The sequence below is a fragment of the Acetobacter sicerae genome, assembly GCF_011516765.1.
In the GTDB taxonomy this organism is placed as follows: domain Bacteria; phylum Pseudomonadota; class Alphaproteobacteria; order Acetobacterales; family Acetobacteraceae; genus Acetobacter; species Acetobacter sicerae.
On the sequence record NZ_JAAABN010000007.1, the window covers coordinates 76,530 to 95,040 of the forward strand.

At 56.1% G+C, this 18,511-nt stretch carries 13 protein-coding genes; 3 read left to right on the plus strand and 10 right to left on the minus strand.

Going from position 1 to position 18,511, the window contains the following annotated elements; translation table 11 throughout:
* Window positions 1-526: 526 nt before the first annotated feature.
* The 8 genes from GVI59_RS09550 to GVI59_RS09585 form a co-directional block, all read right to left on the minus strand.
* Complete coding sequence (locus GVI59_RS09550; protein ID WP_173574056.1) at window positions 527-2,257, minus strand: tetratricopeptide repeat protein; 1,731 nt, start codon at window positions 2,255-2,257, stop codon at window positions 527-529.
* Between the two features lie 234 nt (window positions 2,258-2,491).
* Window positions 2,492-3,709, minus strand: coding sequence for an S-methyl-5-thioribose kinase (gene mtnK, locus GVI59_RS09555; RefSeq protein ID WP_173574057.1), 1,218 nt, complete (start codon window positions 3,707-3,709; stop codon window positions 2,492-2,494).
* A 198-nt stretch (window positions 3,710-3,907) separates the two neighbouring features.
* Window positions 3,908-6,265, minus strand: coding sequence for an EAL domain-containing protein (locus GVI59_RS09560; RefSeq protein ID WP_173574058.1), 2,358 nt, complete (start codon window positions 6,263-6,265; stop codon window positions 3,908-3,910).
* Window positions 6,266-6,465: 200 nt separating this feature from the next.
* The gene (locus GVI59_RS09565) at window positions 6,466-7,401 is read right to left on the minus strand and encodes an FAD-binding protein (RefSeq protein WP_173574059.1); all 936 of its coding nucleotides are present in this window, start codon (window positions 7,399-7,401) and stop codon (window positions 6,466-6,468) included.
* Window positions 7,402-7,403: 2 nt separating this feature from the next.
* Window positions 7,404-8,153, minus strand: coding sequence for an electron transfer flavoprotein subunit beta/FixA family protein (locus GVI59_RS09570; RefSeq protein WP_173574172.1), 750 nt, complete (start codon window positions 8,151-8,153; stop codon window positions 7,404-7,406).
* Window positions 8,154-8,280: 127 nt separating this feature from the next.
* The gene (locus tag GVI59_RS09575; RefSeq protein WP_173574060.1) at window positions 8,281-9,912 is read right to left on the minus strand and encodes an electron transfer flavoprotein-ubiquinone oxidoreductase; all 1,632 of its coding nucleotides are present in this window, start codon (window positions 9,910-9,912) and stop codon (window positions 8,281-8,283) included.
* Between the two features lie 325 nt (window positions 9,913-10,237).
* Window positions 10,238-10,933, minus strand: coding sequence for a 2OG-Fe(II) oxygenase (locus GVI59_RS09580; protein WP_173574173.1), 696 nt, complete (start codon window positions 10,931-10,933; stop codon window positions 10,238-10,240).
* 126 nt (window positions 10,934-11,059) lie between these two features.
* A complete protein-coding gene (locus GVI59_RS09585) occupies window positions 11,060-12,292 on the minus strand; it encodes a multidrug effflux MFS transporter (protein ID WP_173574061.1) in 1,233 nt (410 codons plus the stop codon).
* 355 nt (window positions 12,293-12,647) lie between these two features.
* Here GVI59_RS09585 and GVI59_RS09590 point away from each other — a divergent pair, with 355 nt between their 5' ends.
* From GVI59_RS09590 to GVI59_RS09600, 3 genes are read left to right on the plus strand one after another with little or no spacing between them, the layout of a single operon-like run.
* The gene (locus tag GVI59_RS09590) at window positions 12,648-13,283 is read left to right on the plus strand and encodes a sorbitol dehydrogenase family protein (RefSeq protein ID WP_242013042.1); all 636 of its coding nucleotides are present in this window, start codon (window positions 12,648-12,650) and stop codon (window positions 13,281-13,283) included.
* Window positions 13,284-13,302: 19 nt separating this feature from the next.
* Window positions 13,303-14,940, plus strand: coding sequence for a GMC family oxidoreductase (locus tag GVI59_RS09595; RefSeq protein WP_173574174.1), 1,638 nt, complete (start codon window positions 13,303-13,305; stop codon window positions 14,938-14,940).
* Complete coding sequence (locus GVI59_RS09600; protein WP_173574063.1) at window positions 14,933-16,297, plus strand: c-type cytochrome; 1,365 nt, start codon at window positions 14,933-14,935, stop codon at window positions 16,295-16,297. The genes GVI59_RS09595 and GVI59_RS09600 overlap by 8 nt, the downstream gene beginning before the upstream one ends.
* Before the next feature lie 283 nt (window positions 16,298-16,580).
* Here the strand turns inward: GVI59_RS09600 and GVI59_RS09605 are convergent, their stop codons facing one another.
* Together GVI59_RS09605 and GVI59_RS09610 are read right to left on the minus strand one after the other, a co-directional pair.
* Window positions 16,581-17,918 carry a hypothetical protein gene (locus tag GVI59_RS09605; protein WP_173574064.1) on the minus strand — a complete coding sequence of 446 codons (1,338 nt, stop codon included), beginning with the start codon at window positions 17,916-17,918 and terminating at the stop codon, window positions 16,581-16,583.
* 169 nt (window positions 17,919-18,087) lie between these two features.
* Complete coding sequence (locus GVI59_RS09610; protein WP_173574065.1) at window positions 18,088-18,402, minus strand: hypothetical protein; 315 nt, start codon at window positions 18,400-18,402, stop codon at window positions 18,088-18,090.
* Window positions 18,403-18,511: the final 109 nt, after the last annotated feature.

The following is an 18,511-nucleotide window of genomic DNA, read 5'->3' on the forward strand; positions in this document are numbered from 1 at the left end:
CTTCCGACGAATGGCGACAACCGTGTGTTCACACCTGTTCTGACATCTGGCGTGCTGACCCTGCCAATGTAGCCAGCCGCCACAGGAAACACATTTCAATCCGTTCCCAAGAGAGAATGACACAGTGTGAGGAAGGGTTTTTGCTTTCTCTTCCTGTACGCTTACGCTGCAGTAAGTCATGACTTGTCTCTTGTGCTGACGTTCTTCCTGTAAAATATTTGATGATATTGGTTAATTATAAATTTATTTTCTGAATGTTTGTGTGTTTAAAAAATGATATTCTAGTATTAGGGAGTTGCCGCATAACAGTATTTGTATTGTAATGGGTGTGGTTGTGGGAGTCCTATAGAATTTTAACCCAATGATATCGCCATGTTTCGTGTCATCACATGGCATAACTGTTGATGTGTTGTTTTCCAGAAAAACAGTCTGGCTCGCATGAATACCGCTACTGGCGCTATCCTGAGCTACTTCCAGAGTAGAATCTGACGTTTGGGCTGCGTCGAGTCAGGCATAAGGCGCTATTTCACGACACGGCAGCCAGCGCGGCCGGTGTGTAAGCTGCCAGTTCCTCTTTCAGGGTGCTGACTAGCCCTGCCCAATCTCCCGGTCTGGGCTGGCGGAAGATTTTCATGGTGGGATACCACGGCGTATCATTGCGCTGTTCCAGCCAGCGCCAGCAGCCGTCAAAGCGGGACATCATCCATACTGGCAGCCCCAGACCGCCAGCAAGGTGGGCGATTGATGTGTCCACGCAAACCAGCAGGTCGATGCCGAGGAGGCGGGCAGCTGTATCCGCAAAATCCCTGATTTCGTGAGTTCCGTCATGAATCGGCAAAGCTGATTCAGAGATTTGCTGCGCCCCATTCAGCTGGAAACTGACAAAAACTGTGTCAGGCACCTCAAACAGAGGCGCGAGTTCAGTGAGGGGCATGGAGCGTCGCTGGTCGATAGCATGCGCTTCGACGTGTGATGGTCGGGGAGCGCCTGACCAGACAAGTCCGATAACACGCCGGGCTGGATGCTTGCCTGCCCACATGAGACGACGGATAGGACCGCCTTGCCGGGACGCTTCTTCCGGGGGAACGGAAAAATAGGGGGCAGAGGGAATAGTTTCCTGCGTAATGCCCAGACGATGCGGCAGGCTGGCGAGCGGGCAATGGTAGTCGAAATGCGCGTTAGCAGGGAGATCCGTCACGCTGTGGGTCACGCCTGCGACTGTTGTGAAAAGTCTCTGCAATGGTGGTGGCACCAGAACTGTTACAATGGCACCTTGTGCAGCAAGTTGCGGTGCGAAACGGATGAACTGGAGTGAATCTCCAAAACCCTGTTCCGCATGAAGGAGAATATGACATCCCTGAAGGGATTCTCCCTGCCATAATGGGGCGGGGAGGTTGGATGGGAGCGTCTGCGAGGTTTTCCATCTGCTTTCGTAGTCAGCCCAGCCTTCTTTGAAGCGCCCAAGCTTGAGCAGACTGACTCCACGAGAAAAACGGGTTTTCGAACAATCGCGTCCTGTCGCCAATGCTTCATCAAATACGGCGAGAGCTTCTGCAGAACGGTTCAGATTGAAAAGCAGGTGGCCCCGGTTGTGGATGGCTTCTGGATTATCAGGCTGAATGGCAAGAGATTTTTCAATTGTGGTCAGCGCTTCTTCAAGCCTGCCTGCATGTTCAAGAGCGACACTGAAATCGACAAGGTAGGCAGGATCATCCGGACGGGTTGCCAAAGCCTGCTCAAGATAATGCAGGGCTCCGATGGTCTCACCTTTTTCAACCAGTGCGCGACCGAGGCGATGTTGAATGGATACTTCGTTGGGAAGTGTCATCAAAGCCTGTCTGTAGAAACGGATGGCGCGATCGGTTTCTTTGACGCCTTCAAAAGCGATGCCCGCCATAAAATAGGCCGTGCCGGTTTGAGGCATCCAGAGAGCGGCCCGTTCAAGAATGTTCTGCTGTTCCTGAATGCTACCAAGTTTTTTTAAGCAATCGGCTTGTAGAAGATAAAAAATGAAATGGTTGGTCAGGCGGGCGCTGCGAGCCAGAGGAGCCAGTGCGCGGGCGGGGTGGCCGAGCAGCAGTTCAGCGCGTCCCAGAAGCGCCAGAACAGCCGGTTCCCGTGGAAAGTGCGCCAGATATGTCAGGGCGGTTTTTCTCACGCCAGCCATGTCACCCAGTTTCTCGAAAATGCGTGCTTCGGCAAGGCATGCTTCGAGTTCCGAAGACATCGCTGGAGTAGGGGCATCGAGAACGGGCATGGCAGACTCCTTTGGTGAGTCTTCTTTTACAGAGGGCAGGTTAAAAGCCTGTTGCGATCAGGGAGGATGCACCCTGATCTTTGACGGAGGTGTGGCGTTGCGTGGAGGCATCTCCCGAAACGCCCCGTGCCCGTATTTAAAAAATACATAATTTTTTTTGGAATTGTAGTAGAGAGATCTTAGAATATTTCTTGAGAGTGTATTGCTTTTTCATAAATATATTCTTGAGCCTTTTCAGGCGATTGCTGTTTTCTCCGGAAAGAGTTTTTCCGGCGCTGCCTTCAGATCGGAAAGAAGCTGTATTGCAAAGGAAAGAGCCTGATATTGCTGTTGCCCCTTCAATGCGTCGGGCAGATTATCGAAATGCGAAGTGTGAGCATATCCTGTCAGTCTGCGAATGACTTCCATGGCGGCAAAACCCGCTGTGTCGGCTGTAATGCGATCACATTCCTCCTGCTGCTGACGTTGAATTTCGGCATACTCATTACGCGTTAGAAAAGCCGGCGAAAGATCGGTTCTGGCATCACTGTGGAGCCATTCATCACAGTAAGTCTTGATAAAACTTTCTTGGAACATCGAGATAGTGTGAAGAATCTGCTCGCGTCGTGACACGGATGGGGCTGCAAATGAAGAAAGTATCAGGCTGGCGACAAACATGCCGCAATCAAACCCTATCGGGCCGACACATGAAAACTCCCCATCAATCACGGACGCGCCATTGAGGCCGACCATGATGGAGCCACTGTGCAGATCCCCATGGAGCAAAGCTTCACGGGCAGTGAAAAAGCGTGACTGCATGTGACAGACGGACTGATGAATGGCTGGGTCGCTATGAAGCTGCTGCACCAGCGGTTGCAGCGCCGGGTGATAATGATTTCGGGGGTGATCGTGATAGGGGTCTGTCAGAACCAGGTCGACCGTGATGCGGGAAAGAGTCGTATTGCCGGAAAAAAAGCATTCAAGGCGCGCCGTGTTTTCGAATGGCCCACCACGCCATGAAGTGTGAAATGTGGATTTGGCGATAAAGCGACCGATCTGACGGGCGATCGGGGCCGGGTCAACGCCTTGGGACAATGCCTCAGTGAAAGTGACATGATCATCGAGGCAGGCTGTTACCAGAAGAAAAAGCTGCGGGTCGAAATGAAGAAATTCCGGGACCATGTCAGGTACCAGCGGCGCCACAGCCTGTAACCAGCGTGCCTCAAAAGTCGTCCGGTCAAGCGGCATTTTCCATGAAGGATCGACCCGCACATGGGGAAGAGACTGCTTGGCGCAGAGAGAGCCGGAAGGACCGTGAACAAGCCAGACGCTGTTGAGATTACCATCGCTGACTTCCCGAATATTCCAGTCGGACGGGGTGCCCCCAAGACGAGCCGTCAAAGAAGGTAAATCAGACAGAACCTGTCGGAGACTGTCAGGATTCAGGGGGTGATACTGTGTATCCTGGGTCAAAGGCGTATACTCTGGCCTGAGTGATCGATGTAGGCGGGAGTATACTACTCAAAGGCGATGTCCTGTCGAACATTCATGCTTGCACGGATCAGGCGCCTTCGCTGGATGTGAAGGCGGGGCGCTCTGGTCTGTTTTTCTCGGAAAGCAGGGTTCCGGCTCACATATGTCGACCGTGTAAAAACGGATAGTGAGGAGGCTTTATGCTGGAACAGGGGATTCCAGAACTTCCTCCCGTGGCTTCTCGGCAATGGTCTGGCTTGGTCTGCCTATGAAATACCCCTGAACCAGCGAGCATGACCGTTCCTGCAGATAAGCAAGCTGCTCGGATGTCTCAATACCTTCGGCAACGATATCTACCCCGAGACGACGACCAAGAAAAAGAATCACGTCTACGATAGCAGCCGCGTGGGGGCGCTTGATCATGTCCCAGATAAAGGAGCGGTCGATTTTCACCTTGTCGAACTGGAAATTGCGGAGATGGCTGAGGCTGGAGTATCCCGTGCCGAAATCATCCATGACGATACCGACACCAAGCGCACGCAGCCTTTTCAGAATATCAATGATCTGATTGCCGATAAGGAATGTGCTTTCGGTGATTTCGATGCTGAGCCGGTTCGATGTCAGTCCGGAATCGTCAAGAGCCGACTTGATGACTTCAGGCAGATCCGAAGTGGTGAACTGAATGGGGGAGACATTGACGGATACATTCAGTCCATTCTGCCAGCTTGCGGCGTCACGGCAGGCACGACGTACGACCCATTCGCCAAGCTGGGCGATCAGTCCACACTCTTCAGCGATTCCAATGAACTGGTCGGGCGGCACGCGACCGCGTTCCGGATGCTGCCAGCGGACCAGAGCTTCATATCCCACCAGTGAACGGTCATGCGTCGACATGATCGGCTGGTATTCAAGAAAGAATTCGTCGCGTTCGATGCCGCGCTGAATTTCGCGCTCAAGACGGATGCGATCCTGAATGGCGCTGTCAAAAGAACTGTCATACTCGCGTACATTCCCGCGACCTGACTGCTTTGCGGCCAGAAGAGCGATTCCTGAACAGTGCAGAAGCTGTCCGCCATCCTGCATGTCATCGTCGGATACGGCAAAACCCACGCTTACGGAGACCGGTAATTCATCATGCCCGTCAGGCAGGGGGATTTTCAGTTCCAGCGCAAGGTAGGAAGCGAAGTCCGTCACATCATCTGGGCTCAGCACGCAGGCGACAGCAAATTCGTCTCCGGCAATACGCGCCATGATCGCATCCTGCGGCACGAGAATCTGAAGACGTTTCGCGATGTGGGAAAGGACCTTGTCACCCATGGCATGTCCACAGGTCTCGTTGATATTCTTGAAACGATCAATATCCACAAGGAAGACGACGACCGGATTGTTTCTTGTTTTATCCTGAAGGAGATCGGTAAGGCTGGCGACGAAAAAGGAACGGTTGCCGATCCCGGTCAGCATATCCGTGATCGCAAGCTCCTTGATGGTAGCCTCGGTTTCCTTGCGTGCGCGAAGATCGATAATCGCAAGAATGGTGCGTGGCTTACCCCGCCAGGAACTTTCACGAGCATAAATTTCAACGGGAATGCGTTCTCCATCGTGCCGTATCATCTGAATTTCACGAGGAGTTTCTTCTTTAATGAGCTTTTGAAGAATATCTTCCGCCGTCAGGACAGGAAAAAAGGTTTTCAGCTGATATGTACTTTTGGATTTTGTTCCGGCAAGGTTCCAGAAGGCGCTGTTGGCATCAAGAATTACGCTTCCTGTTGTGACGACCAGACCTTCCAGGGCGGCATCGGCGAAGTTGCGTGCGCGCGTGCTGTCTTCGATTTTGCGTTTTGCCGACTGATATTCAAGCAGAAGAAAAATACTGGCCAATGCGAGGAAAATCGATGCGCCTGCTCCGACCATTCCGGCGAGGGACAGAGAGGCGATATGCTGCGGCATGCCGCTCATTGCTTGATGGGTGAGGGATGAGTGGGGCATTCCCATGAAATGCAGGGAGCACACGCCGAGAACCCATATGATTGCAGCCAGAGATCTGCGACGTCCATGTTGCTGGCGCAGGAGAAGGGTGCCTGCGTAGAAAAATACAAAACCGACAGCCAGAGAGAGAATGATTCTGAAAGGGGGGATGGACTCCTGAGCCGCCCCTGTCATGGCGGCGATGCCGATATAATGCATTCCTCCGACGGCCACGGTCATGAGCAGCGCGGTGCGGGGAGAAAGGGACCGGTTGGGAGTCTGGCATTCGCTCCACCATGTCGGGACAAACAGTCCCATGGCGACGAACATGGACAGGATTGTCAGCGGCGCCTGGTAGGTCGTCGCCAGACTGTGCGCGCAACCCAGCATGGCGACGAAATGAGTTGCCCATACACCGTTCCCGGCTATGCAGGCGCTGAAAAGCAGCCTTTTCTGGCGGGAGCGACCTTTCACCATGGCGGCGCGACAGACCATCCGCACTGCGATCAGCATGGTCAGGGTGCAGAGAATTAACGCACCGAACGCGAAGGTGAAGTTGTAGCCAGTGAATTCTGGAAGATTGTCAGACATGACGCCGGGCTGATCCTGTGGAACTGCCGTCAGTCTGCCTTGTTCTGGTCAATCACCCGTTAACGAGTTGCTGTGATTCTGGTCCGGAAACAGCATGTCGTGCGCAGACTGTTTCCCGTAATGAGTCATGCCGCCCCAAAAAAAAGCCCCACCGGATAAAGGGTGGGGCTTTCACAAAATACCAGTAACCTAAGCGGCTATCACAGCGCCTTGGCCAGTTCCGGCACGGCCTCGAACAGATCGCCAACAAGCGCATAATCCGCAACCTGAAGCATCGGAGCGTCGGCATCCTTGTTGATGGCGACGATCACCTTGCTGTCCTTCATGCCAGCGAGATGCTGGATCGCTCCGGAAATACCGACGGCGATATACAGCTCAGGAGCCACGATCTTGCCGGTCTGGCCGACCTGACAATCGTTCTCTGCGTAGCCGGAATCAACCGCCACACGGGATGCGCCGATGGCGGCTCCCAGCTTGTCGGCCAGCGGTGTGAGCACGGACTGGAAGTTCTCGGCGCTGCCGAGGCCACGACCGCCGGAGACGATTACGCGTGCCGACTCGAGTTCCGGACGGTCGCTGGTCGGCGTGTGCTCGGACACAAAGCGGGAAACCGTGTCCTGAACGGTGACATTGACTGCATCGATGGCAGCGGAGCCACCCTCAGCCGGAGCCGGGTCAAAGCTGGTCGCACGGACTGTCAGAACCTTCTTCGCATCGGAAGACTTCACGGTCGCCAGCGCGTTACCCGCGTAGATCGGGCGAACGAACGTGTCGGCGTCGATGACGGCCATCACGTCCGGAATCGGCTGAACGTCGAGCAATGCGGCCGCGCGGGGCAGGACGTTTTTACCGACAGCGGTAGAGGCCGCGACGATGTGGCTGTAGTCACCCGCCAGCGAGACGATCAGGTCGGCCACAGGCTCGGCCAGTTCATGCGTCAGCACGTCGGCTCCGGCCTTCAGCACCTTGGCCACGCCCGTTACCTTGGCGGCGAGAGCAGCAGCAGCATCCGCATCCGCTGCGTTGCCCACGACCAGAGCATGAACGTCGCCCAGTTTGGTGGCTGCGGTGATGGCGGAACGGGAAGCCTGACGAATCTGACCGGCTTCGGTCTCGACAAGAACAAGAACGGTCATGATCAGATCACCTTCGCTTCGTTGCGCAGTTTCTCGACCAGTTCGGCCACGGAGCCGACCTTGATGCCTGCCTTGCGCACTGGCGGTTCAGCCACGGACACTGTCGTCAGGCGGCGGGTCATGTCCACGCCGAGGTCAGCAGCCTGAATCGTCTCAAGCGGCTTCTTCTTGGCTTTCATGATGTTCGGCAGGGACGCATAACGCGGCTCGTTCAGGCGCAGGTCAGCCGTGACAATGGCGGGGACGGCGAGGGACACCGTCTCGGTGCCGCCGTCGATCTCACGGGTGACTTCCGCACGACCATCGACGATCTCGACCTTGCTGGCGAAGGTGCCCTGACCCCAGCCCAGCAGACCGGCGAGCATCTGGCCCGTCGCGTTCATGTCGTCGTCGATGGCCTGCTTGCCAAGGAAGACGAGGTCCGGCTTCTCGCGCTCGACCAGAGCCTTCAGCACCTTGGCGACGGCCAGAGGTTCCGGGCTTTCTTCTGACAGGACGAGGATGGAGCGGTCAGCACCCATAGCCATGGCCGTGCGCAGTGTATCCTGCGCCTGCTGGACGCCAATCGATACCGCGATCACTTCGGTCGCAGAACCTTTTTCACGCAGTCGGACAGCCTCTTCGACGGCAATTTCGTCAAAGGGGTTCATCGACATCTTCAGACCGGCCGTCTCAACACCGGTTCCGTCCGATTTGACGAGAACCTTGATGTTGTAATCAACAACCCGTTTTACCGGGACAAGTATCTTCATCATCTCTCTCGCATACTACCCGCAGGTGGTGGCCGCAGATGGAGGCGCGCGGACGTGGGCGCAGGAACTACGCCCGGCGATCGGGCCACCGGAATTGACGGCTGCCTTAACGTACTATCGACAAAAATCACATACCCGAAGGGTAATTCGGCCCGCCAGCGCCCTCAGGCGTGCACCAGTCGATATTCTGCGTCGGGTCCTTGATGTCGCAGGTCTTGCAGTGGACGCAGTTCTGGGAATTGATCACCAGACGCGCCTCGGCATCCGTATCAACCGCTTCATAGACTGCCGCCGGGCAGTAACGGCTCTCCGGCGAACGGAACACATCCCAGTTCACCGTCTTCCACAGACCCATGTTGCGGACCTTCAGGTGAACCGGCTGGTCTTCCTCATGATTGGTGTTCGACAGGAACACCGAGGAAAGCTTGTCGAAGGTGATCGTGTTGTCCGGCTTCGGATAAGCGATTGGCGTGCTGAGAGAGGCCGGCTTCAGGGTCTCGTTGTCCGCATGCTTGAAATGCAGTGTCCACGGGGCCTTGCCGCGCAGCACCATGGCGTCGAACCCGGCATAAAGCGCGCCCAGTTTCGAACCCCAGCGGGCGAAAGCCGGACGGACATTGCGGGCGGATTTCAGCTCGTCATACAGCCACGACTGGCGAACGAGGCTCGTATAGGCGGCAGGTTCGACCCGCTCGGCCTTCAGCGCGTCGATCACGGCTTCGGCAGCCAGCATGCCGGACTTCATGGCCGTATGCGTGCCCTTGATCTTCGGCGTGTTGAGGAAGCCCGCCGAATCGCCGAGCAGCGCGCCACCGGGGAAGGTGAGGCGAGGGATAGACTGGAGACCGCCCTCGGACAGGGCGCGTGCGCCGTAGATGAGGCGACGGCCCCCTTCGAAATGCTTGCGGAAGATCGGGTGCAGCTTCGTGCGCTGCATTTCGTCGAACGGCGACAGCCACGTGTTCTCGTAATCGAGACCCGTGACGAAGCCGTAGGAGACGAGGTTTTCGCCGAAATGGTAGAGCCACGCGCCGCCATAGGTCCTGTCGTCGAGCGGCCAGCCGAAGCTGTGCACGACCAGACCGGGACGGTGGTTTTCGGCGGGGATTTCCCACACTTCCTTGATGCCGAGGCCGTAGGTCTGCGGATCGACGCCTTTACGCAGGTTGTAGTGTTCCATCACCTGTTTGGTGAGGGAGCCACGGCAGCCTTCCGCGAACAGCGTGTATTTCGCGCGCAGTTCCATGCCGGGCTGATAGTTCGGGCCTTTCTCGCCGTCACGGGTGATGCCCATGTCGCCGGTCGCCACGCCTACCACGCGATTCTTCTCGATCAGCACTTCAGCGCCCGCGAAACCAGGATAGATCTCGACGCCGAGTTCTTCCGCCTGCTCGGCCAGCCAGCGGCAGACATCGCCGAGACTGACGACGTAGTTCCCGTGATTGGCGAGGTGCGGCATCACGCGGTCAAGAGCCGGAATCCTGAAGCCCTTTTTCTCGGTGAGGAAATACATCTCCTCCTCGGTCACCGGAGTCTTCAGGGGAGCGCCGCGTTCCAGCCAGTCGGGAAACAGTTCCTCAAGAGCGCGAGGCTCGATCACCGCGCCGGAGACGATGTGCGCGCCGATCTCGCTGCCCTTTTCAATCAGGCAGACATTGGCTTCGGGGTTAAGCTGACGCAGGCGGATGGCTGCCGCCAGACCCGCCGGGCCGCCACCCACGATGACGACATCAAATTCCATCGCCTCGCGTTCGCTCATCGGTCCTCGTTCCTTGTCGTCAAATGCCATGGGCGAGAAGGCGAAATGGGGCTCTCTCGCGGGCTGTCTGTGATTTGAAGTGTCCGGGTAAGGGGTTCGTCCCGGTTTGCCAAGGCTGTTTATCCCTCTGAAAGGCCTGAACAGGGACGTTTCAAAGAGAAGTGTGGCAGAAAAACTGTCGCCTCACGGATGCCTGGCGACAGGCCTAAAAGTCTGCTCGAAATCGTGTACAAGTTTCCATAAGGCGTCTTGAAGGGAGTTATTCTGGCCTGCAACGCGCTGTCGGAAGAAAAGTCTCCTACCTCATTGGTGGGAAAGCATCACTTTATTGCGCTGGCCCGAAGGCCAGTTCATGTGTTGCGCGCCAGCTTGAATCAACAAAATTGACGATCAGGCCGCGTCGCAGACCGTTGATCGGCCGTTTCTGGAAGCCATGCCAGGTATCATCTCCCGGCACGAACAGGGTGCCGGTATTGAAGCGGCCACTGCTGCGAACAACAGTATTCCCCTCTGCGTTCATCAGGTCCGTGCCCCACTGCTCGGCGTCTTCATGAACGGACAGGGGAATAAGCAGCGTCAGTTTCTTCGCGCCAATGTCTGTATGCGGTTCCAGCCAGAAACCATCCGTATCCAGACTCAGCTCAAGCCGGAGGGCGGTATGATCGAGTTTCGTGCCGCAGAGTGCTTCCACGGCGGCGCGTCCTTCGGGGCTGTCGAACATATGCGCCAGCACATCAAGTCGCGCATCCCGCGCCCGGGCTTCCGGTTCCACGAAAACACGGGAGCCGTTGCGCGTCTCGCGTCGGCCGCCGGTATCGCCTGCAACGGCGTTGTCTTCCGGCTCCCACGCCACAAGTGCATCACACGCTTCCTGCGGCAGGATGTCGGACAGCGTCCAGTGTCGGAATGGCGTTGTCGAACACTCTGCGGTGTCGAGAGAGTTACGCAGGCCCGCGATGGCGGCCTCACAGGCTGTGCGGTCTGAAGCCAATGCCGATGTCCGTGTGCTGTGTGTCATCATCATCCTTTTCGCACGCGGCGGAAGAGTGGCCGGAGCGATCAGACCTTATAACGCGAAAGCGGGAGAGGCGTTCGCGACAAGGGACGACCTGTCTAGCAAAAAGGTGCGGGAATGGCGAGTGAGGTGTCAGGTTTCCGCGCAGAGGAGAACGCGGAAGATATTGGCGATCACCATCATCGCCGCGCCGACCGCCATCACGCAGGCCGTCGGGATGATCGAATCCGTCGGCATATAGCCCATCATCAGACCACTGACGGCGCCGATGCTGAACTGCATCGTTCCCAGCAGTGCGGAGGCGCTTCCTGCATGAGCGCCGTGATGATGGAAGGCGAGAACAGTTGCGTTCGCGCCGATAAATCCAAGGGAGCCGGTCATGAACATGATCATCATGACGACGAAGACAGGGGTCTGCGCCGTGATGACGTGAGTGGTGGTCAGCAGCACGTTCATGGCTCCGGCAAAGGCGCACCAGCCGATACCGAACTGCATGAGCGTTTCAAGGCGCACGCGATGCACCAGCCTGCCGCTGATCTGGGTGCAGAGGATGAAGATGGCGGCGTTGACGCCGAAGAAGATGGCGAAGTGCCGGGGTGAAAAGCCCATCAGATGCTCGAACACCACAGGCGCGCCGCCGAGATAGGCGAACATCACGAAGGTCGAGGCGCTGGCGATGAGAGCGTTCAGGAAGAAGTGCGGCTCTCTGACAATCGTCATGTAGCGCGTAAGAATTGTGCTGACTGGCAGGCGCAGGCGGCGTGAAAGCGGCAGGGTCTCCGGCAGCACGAACCAGACGCCTGCGATGGCCGCCACGCCGTACAGGGCGGCCACCCAGAACATCCAGCGCCATGTCGCGATTTCCAGAATCAGGCCGCCGAGGGAGGGGGCCAGGATCGGCATGACGCCAAAGACGAGGGTCAACTGGGTCATGATATGCGCCCCGGCTCTCCCTGTGGCGATATCGCGGATCATGGCGCGGGGAATGACGGCCCCACCTGACCCGCCGAGGGCGGCGAAGAAGCGGAACAGGCAGAACAGCCGGTAGTCCGACGTCATCGCACAGCCGATGGAGGCCAGCGTGTAGAGCGCAAGCCCGGCGATCAGCGGGCCACGCCGACCGAAGCGGTCGGAGAGCGGGCCGCAGGAGAACTGTCCCACGGCCAGTCCGATGAACCATGTCGCAAGAGTGAACTGCGCCGAGCCGGGACCGCCTCCAAGCTCCTGATCGAGAATCGGGAAGGCGGGCAGATACATGTCGGTGGACAGAGGGCCGAGCGCTGTAATCAGTCCCAGCAGGGCCACAAGATAAAAGGGCAGGCGCTGACTGGCCTGCATCGTCTCTACTGACATCTTGCCTGACATGTCTGGCGCCCGCCCTGAAAAGGAGGAACGGCTATGCCGTCTTGCGGCAGGGCTGTCCATGCCGGATTGTGAATGGTGTCCTGCATCTGGTGGGATGAGTTTTCCATCCCTCCCGACAGACGTGACACGCACGGCGTGATAGAGAGCAGAAACGATATTTTTCAATTAAAGAAATGCTACACAGGACGTTTTAAGAGAATTTTCAAATAAATCTCATTCATCGTGGATGTTATTTTACATCCTTTGATGGTTGCGTGAACATAATCCGCAGCCTACGACCATGATGAAATGGTAAATTCAGGTTGTGCGATCTTCTGATGGCGCAACGAATATCGATAAGGAGCTGTTCAGGAGAATGGCAGAAAACTCTTCATCGCTCTGGATGGTTTCTCCCAACCGAATGCGTTTGAGCAGATTGCTGCGAATGTCGCGGCGCGATGTCCTGCTTGGCGGCATGGGAACGATTGCAGCCGGAGGACTGGTCTCAGCCCGTGCGTCGGAACCGGATGCACAGGCACAGGCACAGGCGCAACTGCTGTCGATCAATGATCCTCTGGTGAAACAGTTTCAGGATCTGTCACGTCGTCTGACGGATCGGGACACTCTGAATGAATGGATCGGTGCTGCGCTTTGCACGAACATCGTGCAGTCCGGTGAAAAGCGGAAAGGGCAGATTCAGGCACTGCATGCCCTGCTTGAGGGAGGACAGTTCGCGTCAGCCTCCGACTTTGCGCGCGCTGCGGAAAAACAGGATCCGGCCTTCAAGGATCTGATCCATGACATCATGGCGGGCTGGTATCGGGGCGTGGCCAACGGAAAGGTCGTGGTTTATCGCTCGGCGCTGATGTTCGATATCACCAGGGATGCCGTCTATCCGAAGACGTATGCTGCCGGTGGACCGTTCTACTGGACGTCGAAACCACCTGAAGTCGACCCACCGAAGGGCCGGCCTGCGCTGTCTTCGTCGAAATTCGTCGTTGAACCGACCTGAAAACAGAAAAAGTATAATCCTGATGTCTTCAGAAAATCTCTCCGCCGATGTCGTCATCGTCGGGTCCGGTGTCGCGGGCAGTTCGATCGCCAATGAACTGGTGCGCGCAGGAATTTCCGTCATCGTGCTGGAAGCCGGGCCACGTGTGGACCGTCAGCACTTTGTAGAAAATTTCCGTAATCTGGAAAACAAGCCGTCCTATCAGGGGCCTTTCCCATCGGTTCCGTGGGCTCCACATCCGCCTGACCAGCAGACTCCGAACGAATATCTGCATACCTCCGGTCCGGACGCGGAGGCCTATCAGCAGGTCTATCTGCGGATGATTGGTGGCACGACATGGCACTGGGCTGGGTGTGCCTGGCGTTATCTGCCTTCGGATTTCGAACTGAAATCGCGTTACGGTCAGGGCCGTGACTGGGCGCTGAAATATGATGATCTGGAGCCGTTCTATTATCAGGCGGAAGTGATGATGGGCGTTTGTGGCCCGGATCCTGCCGTTGAGGATCTCGGCTCGCCGCGCAGGCAGCCTTACCCGATGGATGCGCTGCCCATTTCCTATGCCGCCCAGCAGTTCCGCAAGCTGATTGACGAAAAGACGCCATGGCGCGTGGTGCATGAGCCGCAGGCGCGTAATACACGGCCTTACGCCAATCGTCCGACGTGTGAAGGTCATAACAACTGCATGCCGATCTGTCCGATTGGCGCGATGTACAACGGCAGCTATTCGGTCTACGACGCCGAGGCGGCCGGGGCGACCTTCATTCCCAACGCCGTTGTCTACAAGATCGAGCGTGACGAGGCGAACAAGCTTGTCACCGCCGTGCATTATCTCGATCCGGACAAGGGATCACATCGCGTCACCGGAAAATACTTCGTCATTGCAGCGCACTGCATCGAGACGGCCAAGCTCCTGCTTGTATCGGCTGACGACAAAAGTCCGACAGGTGTCGCCAACAGTTCCGATCAGGTTGGCCGCAACATGATGGATCACACGGGTGTGCAGGTGACCTTCATCAGTGGTGACAAGGCGCTGTGGCCGGGACGTGGTCCGCTGGAAACCAATGTGATCGACAACTTCCGTGATGGTGACTGGCGGAATGAGCGCGGCGCCTATCTGGTGCACATGGTGGACGACAATCAGGTCGATCTTGCGACCCAGATGGCCATCGCCAAAGGCTATGTCGGGCGGGAGCTTGAAGAGCGCATCCGTTATCTGGCCGCGCATACGGTGCGTCTGTTCAGCCATAACGAAGCGCTGCCTGATCCGAACAACCGTCTGACGCTCAATAAAACCCGCAAGGATGCTCTGGGGATTCCGCATCCGGACGTCTATTACAAGCTGCCTGAATATACGGTGCGTAGCTGTGAGCACACCCGCAAGGTGTTCCGTGAACTGATCGGGCTCATGCATGGCACCGACGAGCAGTGGACGCCGGGTTATTTCCCGCAGGACCATCCCTCCGGCAGCACCATCATGGGCGTGGATCCGAAAGATTCAGTTGTGGACGGTCACTGTCGTACGCATAACCATGAAAACCTGTTCATCGCCAGCTCTTCCGTCTTTTCAACGGTGGGAACTGGCAACATTACCCTGACGGTTGCGGCACTGGCTCTGCGCGTCGCCGATACGCTGAAAAAAGAGCTGAACCATGCCTGATATTTTCAAGACATTCCGTTCTTTTCTGATTGCAGGCAGTGTTCTCGGGGCGCTGTATGGCGCGCCTGTTCAGGCAGCAGATGAAAAGACGGCGGACAGCAAGGCTGCAGAGGCCGCACCGCCTCCTGCCACACCAGCCGCAGACGATGAGGCTCTGCTCAAGCGCGGCGCAGACGTTGCTATTGCTGCGGACTGTATGGCCTGCCACACGACAAAGAATGGAAAGCCCTTTGCTGGCGGCCTGAAGATTGCAACCCCGATGGGGAATGTCATCTCAACCAACATCACGCCGGACCCCGAGCATGGTATCGGGAAATATACGGAGACCCAGTTCGACGAGGCCGTGCGTCACGGTATCCGGGCTGATGGGGCCAATCTCTATCCTGTCATGCCCTATGTGTCCTATGCCGGAATGACGGATCAGGACATGAAAGCGCTGTATGCGTGGTTCATGCATCGCGTGCAGCCCGTTGCGACCACGCCACCTGAAACGGCTCTGACGTTTCCTGCCAATGTGCGGTCCGCCATGAAGGTGTGGAATCTGCTGGCGGCGTCGGAAACGCCTGAGACGGGTGATTCCATGACGTTCGATAGTCTGAGGCGTGGAAAATATCTGGCCAATGCTCTGGAGCATTGCGGCACCTGCCATACGCCGCGCAATTTCATGCTGGGTGAGAAAACGGATCGCTATCTCGGCGGTGGCCAGCTTGCAGGATGGTATGCGCCCAATATCACCTCCAGCGAAACAGGTGGTATCGGCGACTGGAGTGAAGACGACCTCGTCGCCTACCTGAAGACGGGCCGGGTCCATGGGCGCGCTCAGGCAGCCGGTTCCATGGGGGAGGTTGTTTCCTTCAGCACGAGCAAGCTGAGCGATACGGACCTGCACGCATTGGCTGCTTACATCAAGCAGGTCCCTGCCCTTGATGACGAGGTAGACCACAAGGCGCGTGACAGCTTTGGGCAGCCCATGAACGATCCTGATATTCGGACGGCCGTGCCAAAGCGGATCGATAATCTGGATCAGATGAGCGCCTTGCAGATCTTTGATGATAATTGCGCCGCCTGTCATGGTCGCAATGGCGCCGGAACAACCGATCGTGCCGTGCCGTCACTGTTTTCCAATTCAGTGGTCGGGTCAGCACGTCCGGATAATCTGATTATGGTGATCCTGAACGGCGTCGATCGGAAAGTTGGAGATCATCATGCGTTCATGCATGGGTTCAATGATCAGTCTCAGGTCGAGCGTCTGAGTGATGCGGAAATCGCAAGCCTAGTGAATTTCCTGATGGAAAAATTCGGCTCTGGCTCGGTGAATGTGACAGCCGAAAAGGTCGCGGAATTCAGAAAACAGTGACCTTCAAAGCAGATAGCGCCTCACCATGGTATAAGGCGCTATCTGCAGGCACTTTACCCGGTACGATTACGGAATTTCTGAACGTGAAATGTTCGGCACACTGTGAGGAATTTTTCGACGAAGCTTTCTTCTGAAAGCTTCGGATGATGTCGTCCTTTCAAAAAGACGACATCAGTAGCTCTTGTTGCTCCACACAATACGTTGGTGTGGAACGGCGCTTCCTGTTTCCGCAGACATAAGAGCAAACTGCCCTGCTTTTCATCGAAAGGCAGGGCAGTTCAGATCATGCAAACAGCGATGAAAACAGATCCTGATGGCTGCCTGGTGCAACGTGAGTCGTCTGCGCGCTGAAGAGGCTTGCTCCGTAAGACGATGTGGAAGCGGAACTTCCCGTCAGATCGGTCAGGATATTGCCGGCAAAATTCAGGGCGTCTGTAAGACCTGTTCCGACAATCGAAACGACAGGCGCAAGGAAGTCAGCAGAAACCGCAGGAGCGATGTCCGCCAATACGTCCTTGATGGTGTCTGTAACCAGATCCGTCGGCAGAGCGGGCAGGTTCAGTGTAACCTTGGAAGCCGTCAGGTCACTTGCTGTCAGTGTTGACCCTGCCGGAAGCTGAAGCTCGGAGGGAAGCGTCATGCTGCCGGTAACGCCTGCGTCGGCAGCCTTGGCAAGTGCAGAGTAAATATTGGTGACAGCATCACCAGATTTGGTGTCCTGCTCTTCAAGGCGCGTGGTGCGCAGGGCATCGAGTTCCTTGGTGTCAGTGACATTGACCGAGCTGATGCCCGCATTGGCTGTGGCGACCCACTCACTGCTGCTGAACCAGCTCTTGCCAACATACTGATAACCGTTGATCAGGTCCGGATTGCCGGCAGCACTCTGTCCCAGAACGTCTTCTTCAAAAGCGCGGGCGATGACTTCCGCCTTGACGCTTGTCTGCACGCTTGCGTCGACAATGGTGGGCACGCCTACCTGCAGAATATTCAGGAACTGATCGACTTCGTTGGTGATTGAACCGGAATTGAAACTCAGACCGAGTTCTTCAATCGCGGTATTGCCTGTGACGACAACGGCATTTGCTGTTGTGGCAATGAATTTATCGTACTGTTCCGGGTCTGCCATGATGGCCTGACCCACGGTCTCGGTTCCTTCGAACGGAGTGTTCCAGTAATAGAAGGAACCGCCCCAGCCGCCGACTGTCATACCGCCATAGGAAAGTGACGTTCCGATATCGTCTTCCAGCATCGAATTGATGCTCTGCAGTGTGCCTGTTTCCAAGGTGCCGTTGATGACGGCAAGGCCGATTTTGTTGGACAATGACTGGAAATCAACGGTTTTTCCGTCCCAGGCCGCTCCGTAGGCTGTCGCTGCGTGGATGAAGATGTTGCCGAAGCTGGTAGGATCGTCACCGTTGATGGTGATTGCCTGCTGATACCAGAACTGGCTTGCATCATCGAGCGTATCCGTGCCCGCAGCATTCGCGGCATCAAGAAAGGTTATCATGTCCTGATAACCCTTTAGAGGATTGGCCGTACCGTTATCCGTATCGGTACGAAGCTTTTCGATCTGCTCTTCAGTCAGAGCCAGAGGTGAAGAAGTCGAAGAAGACTCCAGCATTTTTCCATCCAAGAAAAATTTCTGCGCTGCAGAATGGTTGCAGTAAAAGCAAAATGAAATTCATCATTTTACTTGTTTTTGTTTTCATGATTTGTCCGGGTTGTATCGTGGTGTGACACAACCCGATTTGGTTTTCTGCCTGTTCAGCAGGAAAATTACTTCTGCTGAATCAGAAATACTTGCTCAGAGCGCCGTTGCCCTGCCATTCGTTCACATAGTGATAGTCCGGGGTCAGCGTGCCGCCGAGAGCCTGCCCAATGGTATCGATGGCTTTTGAGCCTTCATAGACAACGTAATCGTTGAATTCGTGAAGTGCGCCTACGACAGGACCGCCAGCATAGGTGAGGGCAACGCCAACAGGTCCGATTGCATCAAGAAAAGAATTAAAGGTGTTGGCTGCACCGATCAGGGCGTTACCGACCAGTGAGTCCAGACCAGCACCCCCGGAAATTTCATTCAGTTCGGAAACCGTGAGTTCACGCATGGCAAGATTTCTCCGCAATAAAACGCTTGATAAATGCTCTCTCCATATAAAAGAGCCATATGTGAGAAACTCAGCGGTTTCTCTTCTTTCGACAGTAACTTTATCTAAA

Bases quoted from the DNA above. Each gene is read 5' to 3' on its own strand.
- GVI59_RS09585 (WP_173574061.1), bottom strand. From the start codon at position 12,292: ATGTCAGGCAAGATGTCAGTAGAGACGATGCAGGCCAGTCAGCGCCTG.
- GVI59_RS09560 (WP_173574058.1), bottom strand. From the start codon at position 6,265: ATGTCTGACAATCTTCCAGAATTCACTGGCTACAACTTCACCTTCGCG.
- GVI59_RS09575 (WP_173574060.1), bottom strand. From the start codon at position 9,912: ATGAGCGAACGCGAGGCGATGGAATTTGATGTCGTCATCGTGGGTGGC.
- GVI59_RS09600 (WP_173574063.1), top strand. From the start codon at position 14,933: ATGCCTGATATTTTCAAGACATTCCGTTCTTTTCTGATTGCAGGCAGT.
- GVI59_RS09580 (WP_173574173.1), bottom strand. From the start codon at position 10,933: ATGATGACACACAGCACACGGACATCGGCATTGGCTTCAGACCGCACA.
- GVI59_RS09605 (WP_173574064.1), bottom strand. From the start codon at position 17,918: ATGCTGGAGTCTTCTTCGACTTCTTCACCTCTGGCTCTGACTGAAGAG.
- GVI59_RS09570 (WP_173574172.1), bottom strand. From the start codon at position 8,153: ATGAAGATACTTGTCCCGGTAAAACGGGTTGTTGATTACAACATCAAG.
- GVI59_RS09610 (WP_173574065.1), bottom strand. From the start codon at position 18,402: ATGCGTGAACTCACGGTTTCCGAACTGAATGAAATTTCCGGGGGTGCT.
- GVI59_RS09565 (WP_173574059.1), bottom strand. From the start codon at position 7,401: ATGACCGTTCTTGTTCTTGTCGAGACCGAAGCCGGTCAGATTCGTCAG.
- GVI59_RS09590 (WP_242013042.1), top strand. From the start codon at position 12,648: ATGGCAGAAAACTCTTCATCGCTCTGGATGGTTTCTCCCAACCGAATG.
- GVI59_RS09550 (WP_173574056.1), bottom strand. From the start codon at position 2,257: ATGCCCGTTCTCGATGCCCCTACTCCAGCGATGTCTTCGGAACTCGAA.